At 74.1% G+C, this 13798-nt stretch carries 13 protein-coding genes; 9 read left to right on the top strand and 4 right to left on the bottom strand.

What is annotated here, in order from left to right; translation table 11 throughout:
• Nucleotides 1-10: 10 nt before the first annotated feature.
• Together ACUP6Y_RS05105 and xseA are read right to left on the bottom strand one after the other, a co-directional pair.
• Complete coding sequence (locus tag ACUP6Y_RS05105; protein WP_462554565.1) at nt 11-238, bottom strand: exodeoxyribonuclease VII small subunit; 228 nt, start codon at nt 236-238, stop codon at nt 11-13.
• Nucleotides 231-1457 (bottom strand): exodeoxyribonuclease VII large subunit, encoded by a 1227-nt coding sequence (gene xseA / locus ACUP6Y_RS05110; protein WP_462554566.1) that lies wholly within the window; start codon nt 1455-1457, stop codon nt 231-233. Before xseA ends, ACUP6Y_RS05105 begins: the two co-directional genes overlap by 8 nt.
• A gap of 53 nt (nt 1458-1510) precedes the next feature.
• On the opposite strand from xseA, the gene ACUP6Y_RS05115 reads away from it, so the two are divergent.
• The 9 genes from ACUP6Y_RS05115 (at nt 1511) to ACUP6Y_RS05155 (ending at nt 10694) form a co-directional block, all read left to right on the top strand.
• Nucleotides 1511-2425, top strand: a complete 915-nt coding sequence (locus ACUP6Y_RS05115) for a PfkB family carbohydrate kinase (RefSeq protein ID WP_462554567.1) — start codon at nt 1511-1513, stop codon at nt 2423-2425.
• A 9-nt stretch (nt 2426-2434) separates the two neighbouring features.
• Nucleotides 2435-3295, top strand: a complete 861-nt coding sequence (gene truA / locus ACUP6Y_RS05120; protein WP_462554568.1) for a tRNA pseudouridine(38-40) synthase TruA — start codon at nt 2435-2437, stop codon at nt 3293-3295.
• Entirely contained in the window at nt 3292-3906 is a 615-nt protein-coding gene (locus ACUP6Y_RS05125; protein ID WP_462554569.1) for a class I SAM-dependent methyltransferase, read from the top strand. Before truA ends, ACUP6Y_RS05125 begins: the two co-directional genes overlap by 4 nt.
• 9 nt (nt 3907-3915) lie before the next feature.
• Nucleotides 3916-4593: an SIMPL domain-containing protein gene (locus tag ACUP6Y_RS05130; RefSeq protein ID WP_462554570.1), complete on the top strand. Its 678-nt coding sequence runs from the start codon at nt 3916-3918 to the stop codon at nt 4591-4593.
• 79 nt (nt 4594-4672) lie between these two features.
• The gene (locus ACUP6Y_RS05135; protein ID WP_462554571.1) at nt 4673-5221 is read left to right on the top strand and encodes a PadR family transcriptional regulator; all 549 of its coding nucleotides are present in this window, start codon (nt 4673-4675) and stop codon (nt 5219-5221) included.
• Complete coding sequence (locus tag ACUP6Y_RS05140; RefSeq protein WP_462554572.1) at nt 5218-5943, top strand: ABC transporter ATP-binding protein; 726 nt, start codon at nt 5218-5220, stop codon at nt 5941-5943. Before ACUP6Y_RS05135 ends, ACUP6Y_RS05140 begins: the two co-directional genes overlap by 4 nt.
• Nucleotides 5940-8681, top strand: coding sequence for an FtsX-like permease family protein (locus tag ACUP6Y_RS05145; RefSeq protein ID WP_462554573.1), 2742 nt, complete (start codon nt 5940-5942; stop codon nt 8679-8681). The genes ACUP6Y_RS05140 and ACUP6Y_RS05145 overlap by 4 nt, the downstream gene beginning before the upstream one ends.
• A gap of 43 nt (nt 8682-8724) precedes the next feature.
• Entirely contained in the window at nt 8725-10443 is a 1719-nt protein-coding gene (locus tag ACUP6Y_RS05150; protein WP_462554574.1) for an ABC-F family ATP-binding cassette domain-containing protein, read from the top strand.
• A 68-nt stretch (nt 10444-10511) separates the two neighbouring features.
• Nucleotides 10512-10694, top strand: a complete 183-nt coding sequence (locus tag ACUP6Y_RS05155; RefSeq protein ID WP_462554575.1) for a DUF5302 domain-containing protein — start codon at nt 10512-10514, stop codon at nt 10692-10694.
• On the opposite strand, the gene ACUP6Y_RS05160 is transcribed toward ACUP6Y_RS05155, so the two are convergent.
• Both ACUP6Y_RS05160 and ACUP6Y_RS05165 read right to left on the bottom strand, forming a co-directional pair.
• Nucleotides 10691-11911, bottom strand: a complete 1221-nt coding sequence (locus ACUP6Y_RS05160) for a S1C family serine protease (protein ID WP_462554576.1) — start codon at nt 11909-11911, stop codon at nt 10691-10693. The genes ACUP6Y_RS05155 and ACUP6Y_RS05160 overlap by 4 nt on opposite strands.
• A gap of 214 nt (nt 11912-12125) precedes the next feature.
• Nucleotides 12126-13760 (bottom strand): long-chain-fatty-acid--CoA ligase, encoded by a 1635-nt coding sequence (locus ACUP6Y_RS05165; protein ID WP_462554577.1) that lies wholly within the window; start codon nt 13758-13760, stop codon nt 12126-12128.
• Nucleotides 13761-13798 lie beyond the last annotated feature (38 nt).

Below are 13798 nucleotides of genomic sequence, written 5' to 3' on the forward strand. Positions count from 1 at the left end.
CGCGCTGGCGTCAGTCCTCGTCCTCGTCCTCGCCCAGCACCGCCTCCAGTCGCGCCCGCGCGCCGTCGAGCCGGCCCTGGCACACGGTGGCCAGCGCCTCGCCGCGCTCCCACAGGGTGAGGGACTCCTCGAGCGTCGTACCGCCGGCCTCGAGCTGACGGACCACCTCGACCAGCTCGGCGCGCGCCTCCTCGTAGGACAGCTCCTCGCTCGGCTCCGGGGGCGTGGTGTCAGTCATGGATCTCCTCGGTCGTGGTGGCGGTGACGTGGATGCGGCCGTCGGCGACGCGGATCGTGAGGGCGGCTCCGGAGGCGACCTCGCCGACGGAGGTGACGACGTGGCCCTCGGCGTCCTGGAGGACGGCGTACCCGCGGCGCAGCGTGGCCAGGGGGGACAGGGCGCGGACCCGGGCGCGGCGGTGGTCGAGGTCGTCGGCGGCCCGGTCGAGCTGCCACTCGAGCTGACGGCGGATCCGGGAGCGCCAGTCGTCGAGCTCGTCGAGACGGGCGTCGAGCAGGGTACCGGGGTGGGCCAGGGCGGGGCGGGAGCGCAGGGCGTCGAGCTGGGCCTGCTCGCGGTCGAGGCGGTGGCCCACGGCGCGGCGCAGCGCATCGCGTGCCCGGTCGACCATCAGCCGCTCCTGTGCCATGTCGGGCACGATCAGCTTGGCCGCGTCGGTGGGCGTGGAGGCGCGGACGTCGGCGACCAGGTCGAGCAGGGGAGAGTCCGGCTCGTGGCCGATCGCGGAGACGACGGGGGTGCGGGCGGCGGCGACGACGCGGATCAGGCCCTCGTCGGAGAACGGCAGCAGGTCCTCGACCGAGCCGCCGCCGCGGGCCACGACGATGACGTCGACCTCGGGGTCGGCGTCGAGGCGGCGCACCGCCTCGATCACCTCCTCGGCGCAGCGCTGGCCCTGCATGGCGGCGTACGCGGTGGTGAAGGCGACCGCGGGCCAGCGCCGGGTGGCGTTCTCGAGGACGTCGCGCTCGGCGGCCGAGCTCGGGGCGGTGACCAGCCCGACCCGACGAGGTACGGCGGGCAGCCGCCGCTTGCGCTCCTGGGCGAACAGTCCCTCCGCGGCGAGCAGCTGGCGGCGCCGCTCGAGCCGCGCGAGCAGCTCGCCGAGGCCGACCATCCGGATCTCGCGGGCGTTGAGGGACAGGCTGCCGCGGTTGGCGTAGTAGGACGGCCGCGCGTGGATGACCACGCTGGCACCCTCGGTCACCGGCGTCGGCAGGCCGTCGAACATCACCCGCGAGCAGGTCACCGGCACCGAGATGTCGGCGACCGAGTCGCGCAGCGTCATGAACACCGTCGCCAGGCCCGGCCGCCGGCTGATCTGGGTCACCTGGCCCTCGACCCACACCGCGCCGAGCCGGTCGATCCAGCCGGCGAGCGCGTTCGCGATCGCCCGGACCGGAGCCGGTTTCTCCAGCGACGTCTCGAGAGCCACGGCCGCGAGCCTATGCCTGCTCGGGGCGGTCAGGCATGTGGGACAGTGTCGACATGACGGCGACGGCGCTCGTGATCGGCGAATCCGTGCTCGACGTGGTCGACGGCGACGAGCGGCCCGGTGGCTCCGCGGTCAACGCCGCGGTCGCGCTGGCCCGGCTGGGGCGGCCGGTCCGGCTCGCCACCGCGTACGCCGACGACGCGGCCGGGGCGCGGATCGCCGGGCACCTGCGGCAGGCGGGGGTGGCGCTCGCGGGTGACCCGCACGTGCTGGCGGCCACCCCGCGGGCGGAGGCGGTGATCGACGCGACCGGCGCGGCGTCGTACACCTTCGACATCGGGTGGCGGCTGCCCGAGGTCCCCGACGAGCCCGCGCACGTCGTCCACGTGACCTCGCTGGGGCCGCTGCTCGACCCCGGCGCGGCCGACGTGCTCGCGCTGCTGGAGCGGATCGCGCCCACCACCTGCGTGACCTACGACGTCAACCTGCGCCCCGCGATCACCGGCGCCCGACGGGAGGTGCTCGAGCGGGTGCTGCGGACCGCGTCCGCCGCGACCCTGGTGAAGGCGTCCGACGAGGACCTGCTCGCGCTGTGGCCGGACCGGTCGGTGGGAGAGTCGGCCGCGGCGCTGCTGGCGATGCCGGGACCGGTCGCGGTCATCGTCACCCACGGTGGTGAGGGCGCGTCCTGGCACGCCTGCTCCGGCCCGGACTGGTCGACCGGCGGCGTCCACGCCGAGCCGGCGGCCGTCGTCGACACGATCGGCGCCGGCGACACCTTCGCCGCCGCCCTCCTCGACCACCTGTGGCCGCTGCTCGGACCCGGCGCCCCCGATCGGCTCGCCGCGCTCGGGTCGGCGGAGTGGAGCGCCGCGCTGGCCTACGCCGCCCGGGCCGCCGCCGTCACCGTCGGCCGGCTCGGCGCCGACCCGCCGACCCGGGCCGAGCTCGCCGCCCCCGACCAATAGGCTTGCCCGGTGCGCCTGCGGATCGACCTCGCCTACGACGGAGGTGACTTCCGGGGCTGGGCGTCCCAGCCGGGCCTGCGCACCGTGCAGGCGGAGCTGAGCGCCGCGCTGACCACGGTGCTGCGGCTGCCGGAGGGCTCGCTGCGGGTGACCTGCGCGGGCCGGACCGACTCGGGGGTGCATGCGCGCGGCCAGGTGGTGCATGTCGACGTGCCGGAGGATCCCGAGGAGGGCTCGCCGACGGCGGCACGACAGGTGACCCAGCTCGACGTACTGGCGCGGCGGGTGAACGGGGTGCTCGACAAGACGGTGCGGGTCCGCCGGATCAGCGCGGCGCCGGCGGGGTTCGACGCGCGGTTCGCGGCGCTGTGGCGGCGCTACGCGTACCGGATCGTCGACGACCCGGCGCGGGTCGACCCGCTGACCCGCAACCACGTGCTGTTCTGGCCGCGCCCCCTCGACGTGGCCGCGATGGACCGGGCGGCGCGCTCGCTGGTCGGGCTGCACGACTTCGCCGCCTTCTGCAAGCACCGCGAGGGCGCGACGACGATCCGCACCCTGCTGGAGTTCGGCTGGACCCGCGCCGACGACGGGCTGCTCGTCGGGCACGTGCAGGCCGACGCGTTCTGCCACTCGATGGTGCGGGCGCTGGTCGGCTGCATGATCGCGGTCGGCGAGGGACGGCACGACCCGGCCTGGGCGGTGGAGATCCTCACCGGACGCCGGCGCGACCCGGGAGTGGTCGTCGTACCCGCCCACGGGCTGACCCTCGAGGAGGTCGCCTACCCCGACCCCGCCGGGCTGGCGGCCCGCGTGGCGCAGACCGCGGCCCGCCGTAGCGCCGAGGAGACCGAGGGGGCGCAGCGGTGAGCGACGAGCACTACTTCTCCGCCGACCCGTCGGTCGCCTTCCAACGCGCCCCGGTCGAGGCCGAGGTGTGGGGACACCGGCTGCGGCTGGTCAGCGGCTCCGGCGTGTTCGCGCAGGGCCGGCTCGACATCGGCACCTCGGTGCTCTTCCGCGAGACCGACCCACCCACCGGCGGCCGGATCCTCGACCTCGGCTGCGGGTACGGCGTGATCGGGCTCGCCTGCGCCGTCGCGGCGCCCACCGCCACGGTCACCGCGGTCGACGTCAACCAGCGCGCCGTGCTGCTGGCCAACGAGAACGCCGCCTCCCTCGGGGTCGCCGACCGCTACACCGCGCGGGCCCCGGAGCAGGTCGACCCGGCGCAGACGTACGACGAGATCTGGTCCAACCCGCCGATCCGGATCGGCAAGGCGGCGCTGCACGAGCTGCTGCTGGCCTGGCTGCCGCGCCTCGCGTCCGGCGGCCGGGCCGTGATGGTGGTCGGCAAGAACCTGGGCGCCGACTCGCTGCAGCGCTGGCTCGGCGAGCAGGGCCTCCCGACCGAGCGGATCGCGAGCGCGAAGGGGTTCCGGGTCCTCGAGACCCGCCGGGCCCGACCGGCCGGTCCCTAGAGTGAGCCCATGCCGACCGAGTTCACCGTGCGCGGGTCGCACTCCGCCTTCCAGCCGCCCGAGCGAGGCACCGCGCAGGTCACCCTGGCCTTCCAGGGCCCGGCGCTGCAGCCCGTCTACGACCGGGTCGTGGGCGACCTGGAGGCGGTCAAGGCGTCGGTCCAGGAGCTCCACGACCCCGCGAACGGGCCGGTCACCTGGTGGGCCACCCAGCACGTGCGGACCTGGGCGCAGCGGCCGTGGAACAAGGACGGCAAGCAGCTCCCGCTCGTCCACCACGCCAGCGTCGGCGTCCGGGTGAAGTTCCGCGACTTCGGCCGGCTCGCGACCTGGGTGGGCCGGCTGGTCAGCTCGGCCGAGGGCTTCCGGCTCGACGGCGTCGAGTGGGCGCTGACCGAGGCCCGTCGCGGCGAGCTCGAGCGCACCGTCCGGGCCCGCGCGGTGCAGGACGCCGCTCGTCGCGCCCAGGAGTACGCCGACGCGCTCGGCCTCGGTCCGGTCCGGCCGGTCGCGGTGGCCGATGCCGGCATGCTCAGCCAGGGCATCTCGCCGATGGGCGGCGGCGGCCCGGCGGGATACCTGCGGATGGCGGCCAAGGACACCGGCTCCGGCGACACCGAGCTGGACCTCTCGCCCGAGGACATCGAGGTCTCCGCGGAGGTCGACGCCCGCTTCGTCGTGGACTGACCTCCGTCGGCGGCGAACGGGGGACGCGGGTCGGCGCGCCGCTGGACATAGGGATACGCCGTATGCATACTCCGTACTCATGTCCATCAAACACGGTCTCCTGGCGCTGCTGGCGCCGGGCCCGAAGTACGGCTACCAGCTGAAGGCCGAGTTCGAGGCCACGACCGGGTCGGCCTGGCCGCTGAACATCGGGCAGGTCTACTCGACCCTCCAGCGCCTCGAGAAGGGCGGCCAGATCGAGGCCGACGGGGTGCCGGACGACGACGGGCGCGTGGTCTACGCGCTCACCCCGGCCGGACGCGACGAGCTCACCGGCTGGTTCCACTCGCCGATCGCGCAGGAGTCGCGACCCCGTGACGAGCTGGCGATCAAGCTGGCGATGGCGGTGAGCACCCCGGGCGTCGAGGCGCGCGAGGTGGTGCAGGCCCAGCGCCGCCAGGCGATGAGCTCGCTGCAGTCCCTGACCCGCGCCAAGGCGTCCATCCCCGACGAGGACCTGGCTCGGGTGATGGTGGTCGACTCCCTCATCTTCGCGGTCGAGGCCGAGGTCAGCTGGCTCGACCGCTGTGAAGCCCGGCTCCGCAAGGCCCGACCCACCCAGACCCCCGAGAAGGAGGCCGTCCAGTGACCGCCAACCCCGTCCTCGAGCTTCGCGACGCCGGCAAGGTGTACGGCGTCGGCGAGACCCTCGTCACCGCCCTGCACGGTGCCTCCCTGAGCGTCGCCCCCGGCGAGCTGGTCGCGGTCCGCGGCGCGTCCGGCTCGGGCAAGAGCACCCTGCTGCACCTGGCCGGCGGGCTCGACGCGCCGAGCACGGGCGACGTCCTGGTCGAGGGCCAGTCGCTGTCGGCGCTGTCCCGCAAGGACCTGGCCCGGCTGCGCCGCCGCTCCATCGGCTACGTCTTCCAGGATCTCAACCTGGTGCCGTCGCTGACCGCGGCCGAGAACATCGCGCTGCCCCGCGAGCTCGACGGCGCGCCCGCCGCCGAGGCGCGGACCGAGGCGCTCGCCGCGCTGGCCGAGATCGGGCTGGCGGGGGTCGCGGACCGGTTCCCCGACGAGATGTCGGGCGGCCAGCAGCAGCGGGTCGCGATCGCCCGGGCACTGATCGGCCCGCGCCGCCTGGTGCTGGCGGACGAGCCGACCGGCGCGCTCGACAGCGAGACCGGCGAGGGCGTGCTGCGCCTGCTGCGGGCGCGCTGCGACGCCGGCGCGGCCTGCCTGCTGGTCACCCACGAGCCCCGGCACTCGGCGTGGGCCGACCGCGTGGTGTTCATCAGTGACGGCGCGATCGTCGACGAGACCATCGCCGACGCGCCCGCCGTACTCGACCTCGGGGCGCTGACGTGAGCGTCTGGAGGCCCGCCCAGCGGATGGCGCGGCGCTCGATCCGCCGCAACCTGGCGCGGTCGGTCCTGATCGCGCTGCTCATCGGGCTGCCGGTCGCGGTCGCGACGTTCAGCGACGTGCTCTACCGCTCCAGCGACTCCCCGGCCCGGTACGCCTACCTCAACCTCGGCAGCGCCGACGCCAAGCTCGTCGTCACCGACGTCACGAGGCTCGAGGGCTTCGAGGTCTCCTCCGAGTGGGAGGGCTATGCCTACGAGGAAGGGGCGCAGAGGCGCGACCCGGCGAGCGTCGACGTCGCCGGCCTGCTGCCCGCCGGCACCGAGATCGAGGAGAGCGACGACGGTGGACCCGAGCTGCTCCTGGCGCGCGGCTCGGAGTACGAGGACGTGTCCCTCCAGAGCGCGGCGATGCCGTCGCGGTTCCAGCCCGACCGGCTGCGGCTGCGCGAGGGCAGGTACCCGAACGCGGGCGAGGTGGTCCTCACCGCGTCGGTCGCCGACGCGCTGGAGGTCGGGGCGGGCGACACCGTCACCGACGACCTCAGCGGCACCCGGCTGCCCGTCAGCGGGGTGGTCCGCGACAGTCACTGCCGCTCCTGTGCCACGGCGTACGCCCTGCCGGGGCAGACGCTCATCCCCGACGACCGGGGGGCCGGGGCGTACGGCTGGGAGCCGGCCCGGCCGACGTACCTGATCGACCTGCCGGCCGGTGTCGACGCCGACGCCCTCGCCGTGAGCCTCGCCGAGCAGGGCGTGGTGCTCTACCCGCGCGACACCTACCTGCACCGCGACCGCTACCGCACCTGGGACGAGCCGGCGCTGAGCGCCGACCAGGTCCGCGGCGCCGCGCTCACGACCCTGATCGTCGGCCTCGGCCTGCTCGAGGTGATCCTGCTCGCCGGCGCCGCCTTCGCGGTGGGCGCGCGCAAGCAGGTCCGCGACATGGGCCTGATCAACGCGGGCGGCGCCTCGCCCCGGCAGCTGCGAGCGGTGCTGCTGGTCCAGGGTGCCACCCTCGGCGTCCTCGGTACGACGGGCGGCGTGGCCGCCGGCTTCCTGGTCGCCCGGCTGGGCTGGCCACTGTGGGAGTGGCTCGACGGCTCGGTCCTGCCGGTGTTCCGGTTCGGTCCCGAGGTGCTGATCGCGGTCGTCGTCGGCGTCCTCTCGGGCGTGCTGGCCGCGGTGGTCCCGGCGGTCGTCGCGGCCCGCCAGCAGCCGCTGGACGCGCTGTCCGGCCGATTCCGGGTCACCGGCGCGCGCTCGCGACGGGCCGGCCTCCTCGGCGCCGCGGGCATCGTGGCCGGCGCGATCCTCGCCCTGGTCGGCAGTGCGCAGATGTCCGACGACTTCGAGCAGTACTCCGAGCTGCTCGCGACGGCCAGGCAGACCGGCAGGTACGTGTCGGCGCCGAGCCCCACCGTCCCGATCGCGCTGGTCCTGCTCGGCGCCGTCCTCGCGATCGCCGGGCTGGTGCTGGCCATGCCGGTGGTCATCGGTCGCCTCGGCCGGCTGGGCGCCCGGCTGCCGCTGTCGGGCCGGATCGCGCTGCGCGACGCCGACCGGCACCGTCACCGCACGGGTCCGGCGGCCAGCGCGATCATGCTCGCCGTGGCCGGCTCGGTCGTCGCGGCCTTCGCGATCACCGGCACCGCGCGGGGCGAGCAGGTGTCCTGGACCCCGCAGCTGCCGACCGGGATGATGCAGGTCTACCCGACCTACGTCATCGGCCCCGACGAGCAGGCGGCGGTCACCGACGAGGCCGCGGCCCGAGCCGCCGCGGCCCTGCCCGGCGGCACCGTGCTGGCGGCCGCCGAGCTGGGCTACCCGACCTCCGCGTCGCGACAGACCCAGGGCGGCTCCGCCGTCGAGCAGATCTGGTTCAACGGCGGCATCGACTGTCCCTCCACCTGCATGAGCTACGGCGCCAGCGGGACGGCGGCGATCGCGGACCCGGCGCTCGCCCGCGCCGCCCTGGGCCGTGACCTCAGCGCCGAGGAGACCGCCGCCCTCGCCGACGGCGAGGCACTGGCGCTGATGCCCGGACTCGTCGGCGGCGACGGCCGGATCACCGCCGACCTCGAGGGCCAGGGGGAGGCCGGCGCCGACGGCGTCCTCGACGAGGAGGACGTCCCGAAGCTCTCCCTGCCGGCCCGGGCGGTGGAGGTGAGCACCACCTACGCCTCGCTGCCCGCCGTGCTGATGAGCGCCGAGACCGCCGCCGAGAACGGGCTCGTGGTGTCCCCGACGAGCCGCTTCGTCGGCTTCGACGCCGACGCGACCCGCGCCCAGGTCAGCGCGGGCCTGCGGGCCGCGGCGCAGGGACACCGGGCGGGTGCGTCCGTCGAGCGGGGCTACCACTCGGACAGCCGGCTCGCCCTCCTCGCCGTGGGCGGCCTGGCCGGGCTGGTCACCCTGATCGGCGTCGCGATCGCCATCGCGCTCTCCGCCGCCGAGGGCCGCCGGGAGCTGACGACCCTGTCCGCGGTGGGCGCCGATCCCGCCGTACGCCGTCGCCTGGCCGGCGCGCAGGCCCTGGTCATCTCGGGGGTCGGCGCTCTGGTCGGGGTGGCGCTGGGGACCTTCGTGTCCTACGCCCTGCGGGCGACCTTCGGGGCGCCGTCGTTCACGGTGCCGTGGGCGAACCTCGCGGGCGTGGGGCTCGGGGTCCCGGTGCTGGCGGCGCTGATCACGGCGGCCTGCACCCGCTCGCGGGTCCCGATGCTGGAGCGGCGGGCGTAACCCGCTCGCCCGTCGGCGGCCTCGTGGCGGAGAATCGACCCTCGTGGGTCATGTGGAGGTCGCCGGCGTCCGGTACGAGCTGCCCGACGGGCGGGTGCTGCTCGACGACGTGTCGTTCCGGGTCGGCGAGGGCGCCAAGGTCGCGCTGGTCGGGGCCAACGGCGCGGGCAAGACCACGCTGTTCCGGATCATCACCGGCGACCTGAGGGCCCACGCCGGAGCGGTCACCCGCTCCGGCGGGCTGGGCGTGATGCGGCAGATGGTGGACCGCGGGGTCTCGACGGGCTCGACCAGCGAGGGGTCGCCGACGATCGCCGACCTGCTGCTCGGCCTCGCGCCGGCCCGGGTGCAGCAGGCGGCCGCGGAGGTCGACCGCTGCGAGCTGGCGCTGATGGACACCGACGACGAGGCCACCCAGCTGGCCTACGCCCACGCGCTCGCCGAGTACGCCGACGCCGGCGGGTACGACGTCGAGGTGGTCTGGGACGTGTGCACCGTGAAGGCGCTGGCGCTGCCCTACGACCGCGCGAAGTATCGCGAGCTGCGCACGCTCTCGGGCGGTGAGCAGAAGCGGCTGGTGCTGGAGTACCTGCTGGCCGGGCCCGAGGAGGTGCTGCTCCTCGACGAGCCCGACAACTTCCTCGACGTACCCGGCAAGATCTGGCTGGAGCAGCGGATCGCGGCCTCGGACAAGACGATCCTGTTCATCAGCCACGACCGCGAGCTGCTCGCGAACGCCGCCACGCACGTGGTCACGGTCGAGCTCGGGGCGGGTGGCGCAGGCAACGGCGTCTGGACGCACCCGGGCGGCTTCGCGTCGTACCACGAGGCGCGCAAGGACCGGTTCGCCCGCTTCGCCGAGCTGCGCCGGCGCTGGGACGAGGAGCACGCCAAGATCAAGGCGCTCGTGCTGCGGCTGAAGGTCAAGGCGGAGTACAACGACGGCATGTCGTCGCAGTACCGGGCCGCCCAGACCCGGCTGCGCAAGTTCGAGGAGGCCGGGCCGCCGACCGAGCAGCCGCGCGAGCAGCAGGTGACCATGCGCCTGTCCGGCGCCCGCACCGGCAAGCGCGCGGTCGTGTGCGAGTCGCTGGAGCTCACCGGTCTGATGAGGCCGTTCGACCTCGAGGTCTGGTACGGCGACCGGCTGGCCGTGCTCGGCTCCAACGGCTCCGGCAAGTCCCACTTCCTTCGCCTGCTCGCCGCGGGCGGCTCCGACCCGGACGTCGAGCACCGCCCGGTCGGCGACGTGCCGATCGCGCCGGTCGCCCACGCCGGCCGGGCCCGGCTGGGCGCGCGGGTGCGGCCGGGGTGGTTCGTGCAGACCCACGAGCACCCCGAGCTGGTCGGGCGGACGCTGCTGGAGATCCTGCACCGCGGCGACGGCACGCCCCAGGGGCGCCAGGGGATGGGCCGGGAGCAGGCGAGCCGGGTGCTCGACCGCTACGAGCTGGCCGACAGCGCCGAGCAGCCTTTCGAGTCGCTCTCGGGCGGCCAGCAGGCGCGCTTCCAGATCCTGCTGCTCGAGCTCTCCGGCGCCACGCTGCTGCTGCTCGACGAGCCGACCGACAACCTCGACGTGCAGTCCGCCGAGGCGCTGGAGGAGGGCCTGGAGGCCTTCGACGGCACCGTCGTCGCCGTCACCCACGACCGCTGGTTCGCCCGCGGCTTCGACCGGTTCTGCGTGTTCGGCGCCGACGGCACGGTCTACGAGTCCGACGGCCCGGTGTGGGACGAGGGACGGGTGGCGCGCGCCCGATAACCCCTTGGCTCCGGGCCGTCCGGATGACACGGTGGGGGTGTCACCCCCCCCGCTGCGGAAGGACGACCATGGCTGCCAACGGCGCGAACGACGATCTGAAGGCCAAGATGCGCGAGGCCCTCGACCGCAAGAACCACAAGGAGCAGGGCGTCCACGACGACGGACCGACCAAGGAGAAGGCCCACGGCTCCGAGGTGGTCGGCGGTGCCCCGAAGATGCACCGCCGCAAGGCCGGGGGCGGTGGCTCCTAGGAGTCGGACCCGAGCTTGAGCTCGGCGCTGCTCTCCTTGCCGCCGCGCAGATAGGTCACCTTGACCTGGTCGCCGGGACGGTAGGCCCGGATCGTCGCGATCAGCGACTCGCTGTCGTCGATGCGGTGGGAGTCGATCGCGGTGATGACGTCGTCCTGCGCGAGGCCGGCGTCGGCCGCGGCCGAGCCCTTCTCGAGCGCGGCGATCCGGGCGCCGCTGAGGGTGGTGTCGCTCGAGCCCGCCGTACCCGCCATGTCGGCGACCTGGATGCCGAGCCGCGCGTGGGTCGGGGTCTCGCCCGCCTTGAGCTGGTCGATGATCGGCAGCACCTCGTCGATCGGGATCGCGAAGCCGAGGCCGATCGAGCCCGACTCGGCGCCCTGGCCCGACGACGTCGAGCGGATCGAGGCGTTGATGCCGACCAGCTGGCCGTCCATGTTGACCAGCGGACCGCCGCTGTTGCCGGGGTTGATCGCGGCGTCGGTCTGGATGGCGGGGTACGCCGTGGCGTTGCCTTGCGCGTCCCGGGCGACCTCGACGGGCCGGTCGAGCGCGCTGACGATGCCGCTGGTGACCGTGGCGTCGAGGCCGAACGGCGACCCGATCGCGACCACCTGCTCGCCGACGTCGAGGTTGCTCGACTTGCCGATGGTGATCGGCTTGAGATCGGCCACGCCCTCGACCTTGACCAGGGCGGTGTCGGTGAGCGGGTCGGTGCCGACGATGGTGGCGCGCACCTTCTTGCCGTCGTTGAACGACACGGTCACCTCCGCCTGGTCGGCCGGGATCTGGCCACCCAGGGTGACCACGTGGTCGTTGGTGAGGATCAGCCCGTCGGTGTCGAGCACGACCCCCGATCCGCTGCCGGCCGCGCCGCCGCCGCTGACGCCGAGCGCCACGACCGACGGCAGCACCGCCGCGGCGACCGACTCCACGCTGCCCGAGGCCGCGGGCGGGTTGCCGTTGTCGACGACGTTGAGCGATGACGAGCCGCCGGCACCGGCCGAGCCGCCGTTGGAGCTGTCGTAGAGGGCCGCCGTGGCGACCCCGGCCCCACCCCCGACGACCAGTGCGCCGGTCAGCACCGCCACCGCGAACCCGGCCCGCCTCGGTCGCCGGTGTGGGGCCGGCGTCCTCTCGAAGGACGGGGGCGGGAACGCCGGAGGAGCGGGCGGAACCGGCGGAGCCGGCGGGGTCGGGGGCAGGGCCTGGGTCATGTCCCCACTGTGCGAGCCGTCCCTGTGATCCGGCTGAGGACGGGGTGAGGAGTTCCTCTGAGGTCGGACTGTGCTTGCGGGGTGGGTGTGGCGGGGTGCAGGTTTCTCAAGGGATGCAGCCACACCTGCGCTTCCCAGTTCAAATATGGCCAGGGGAGCGCACGTTTGGCTGCATCCCTTGAGAAACCTGCAGCCCGAGCCCCGAGCCCCCGACTCAGACCTGCCGCTCCCGCTCCTCCCAGTACGGCTTGCGCAGCTCCCGCTTGAGGATCTTGCCGGTGGGGTTGCGGGGGAGGGCGGCGACGATGTCGACGGACTTGGGCGCCTTGAAGTGGGCGAGGCGCTCGCGGGTCCACTCGACCAGCTCGACCTCACTGGCATCCGAGCCCTCGCGAAGCGCCACGACGGCCTTGACCGACTCGCCCCAGGTCGGGTCCGGTACGCCGATCACGGCGACCTCGAGGACGCCCGGGTGCTCGGAGAGGACTCGCTCGACCTCGGGGGAGTACACGTTCTCGCCGCCGGTGATGATCATGTCCTTGAGCCGGTCGGAGACGAAGACGTAGCCCTCGGAGTCGACGTGGCCCATGTCGCCGGTGCGGAACCAGCCGTCGGGGGTGATCACCTCGGCGGTGGCCTCGGGCTTGTTGAGGAAGCCCTTCATCAGCTGCGGGGTCCTCAGCCAGATCTCGCCGTGCTCGCCCGCGTCGACGTCCGACAACGAGGCCGGGTCGACGATCCGGACCTCGCACTCCGGCAGCGGCTTGCCGGCCGACACCAGTCGCTCGGGGTGGCCGGACGCCTCGGCGGTGCGGTGGTCCTCGGGCATCAGGTGGGTGGCGACGCCGGCGACCTCGGTGAGGCCGTAGACCTGGATGAAGTCGGTGTCGGGCCAGGCCTGCATCGCGGCCCGCAGCAGCGGGGGCGGCATCGGCGCGGCGCCGTAGGTGTAGGTCTTGAGCAGCCCGAACAGCTTGATCGCGTCCGGGCCGGCCTGGAGCACCTGGGCCAGGACGGCGGGCACCAGGAAGGTGCGGTTCGCGCCGGCCATGATCGCGCCGGCCAGCGAGGCCGCGTCGGGCTCGCGGGTCATCACGCTGGGGATGCCGTCGTGGAGCCCGAACAGGACGTACGACGACCCGCCGACGTGGAACAGCGGCATGGCGACCATCGACTTGTCGCCGGGCTCGAATCCCCAGCCGTCGTGGGCGTTGATGGTGTGCCGGACCATGTTGCGGTGGGTGAGCATCACGCCCTTGGGCCGGCCGGTCGTGCCGGAGGAGTACATCACCAGGCACACGTCGTCCTCGAGCACGTCGGGGCCGTCGTCGCACGGTGTCGACTCGGCGAGGAAGCGCTCGTACGGGTCGTCCTCGCCGCCCTCGGGAGTGACCTCGATGATCCTCTCGACCCGGGGCAGCCGGTCGCGGATCGCCTCGATCGTGGGCATCAGCTCGCGCCCGACGAAGAGCACCTTCGCGCCGGAGTCGTTGACGGCGTAGTCGATCTCGTCGCCCGCCGAGCGCCAGTTGATGATCGCGTTGGCGGCGCCGATCGAGCCGGCGGCGAGGCTGATCTCGACGCAGGCCGGGTGGTTCTTGTCGAGGAAGGAGACGACGTCGCCGCGCGCCACACCGAGATCGCGCAGACCACCGGCGGCCCGGTGGACCCGGTCGTGCCACTCCTTCCAGGTCCAGGTGCGGCCGAGATAGGTCATCGCCTCGGCGTCGGGCGTGGCCTCGGCCCAGTAGTTGAGCCGGTCGTCCACGTAGGTCGGCTCGGGCGGCGTGGCCGGCGGCCAGGCCCTGGTCGCAGGGGCGGGGGACTCGGACTCCGTCGTCGCGCTCATCGCCAGATTGTGGCCCACATCACAAATCGGCACAACGC

The sequence above is a fragment of the Nocardioides sp. S5-5 genome, from assembly GCF_054954065.1.

Excerpts from the sequence above, each read along its gene's own strand:
- ACUP6Y_RS05160 (WP_462554576.1), bottom strand. The coding sequence starts at position 11,911 with ATGACCCAGGCCCTGCCCCCGACCCCGCCGGCTCCGCCGGTTCCGCCC.
- ACUP6Y_RS05165 (WP_462554577.1), bottom strand. The coding sequence starts at position 13,760 with ATGAGCGCGACGACGGAGTCCGAGTCCCCCGCCCCTGCGACCAGGGCC.
- ACUP6Y_RS05105 (WP_462554565.1), bottom strand. The coding sequence starts at position 238 with ATGACTGACACCACGCCCCCGGAGCCGAGCGAGGAGCTGTCCTACGAG.
- ACUP6Y_RS05155 (WP_462554575.1), top strand. The coding sequence starts at position 10,512 with ATGGCTGCCAACGGCGCGAACGACGATCTGAAGGCCAAGATGCGCGAG.
- ACUP6Y_RS05130 (WP_462554570.1), top strand. The coding sequence starts at position 3,916 with ATGCCGACCGAGTTCACCGTGCGCGGGTCGCACTCCGCCTTCCAGCCG.
- ACUP6Y_RS05115 (WP_462554567.1), top strand. The coding sequence starts at position 1,511 with ATGACGGCGACGGCGCTCGTGATCGGCGAATCCGTGCTCGACGTGGTC.
- ACUP6Y_RS05135 (WP_462554571.1), top strand. The coding sequence starts at position 4,673 with ATGTCCATCAAACACGGTCTCCTGGCGCTGCTGGCGCCGGGCCCGAAG.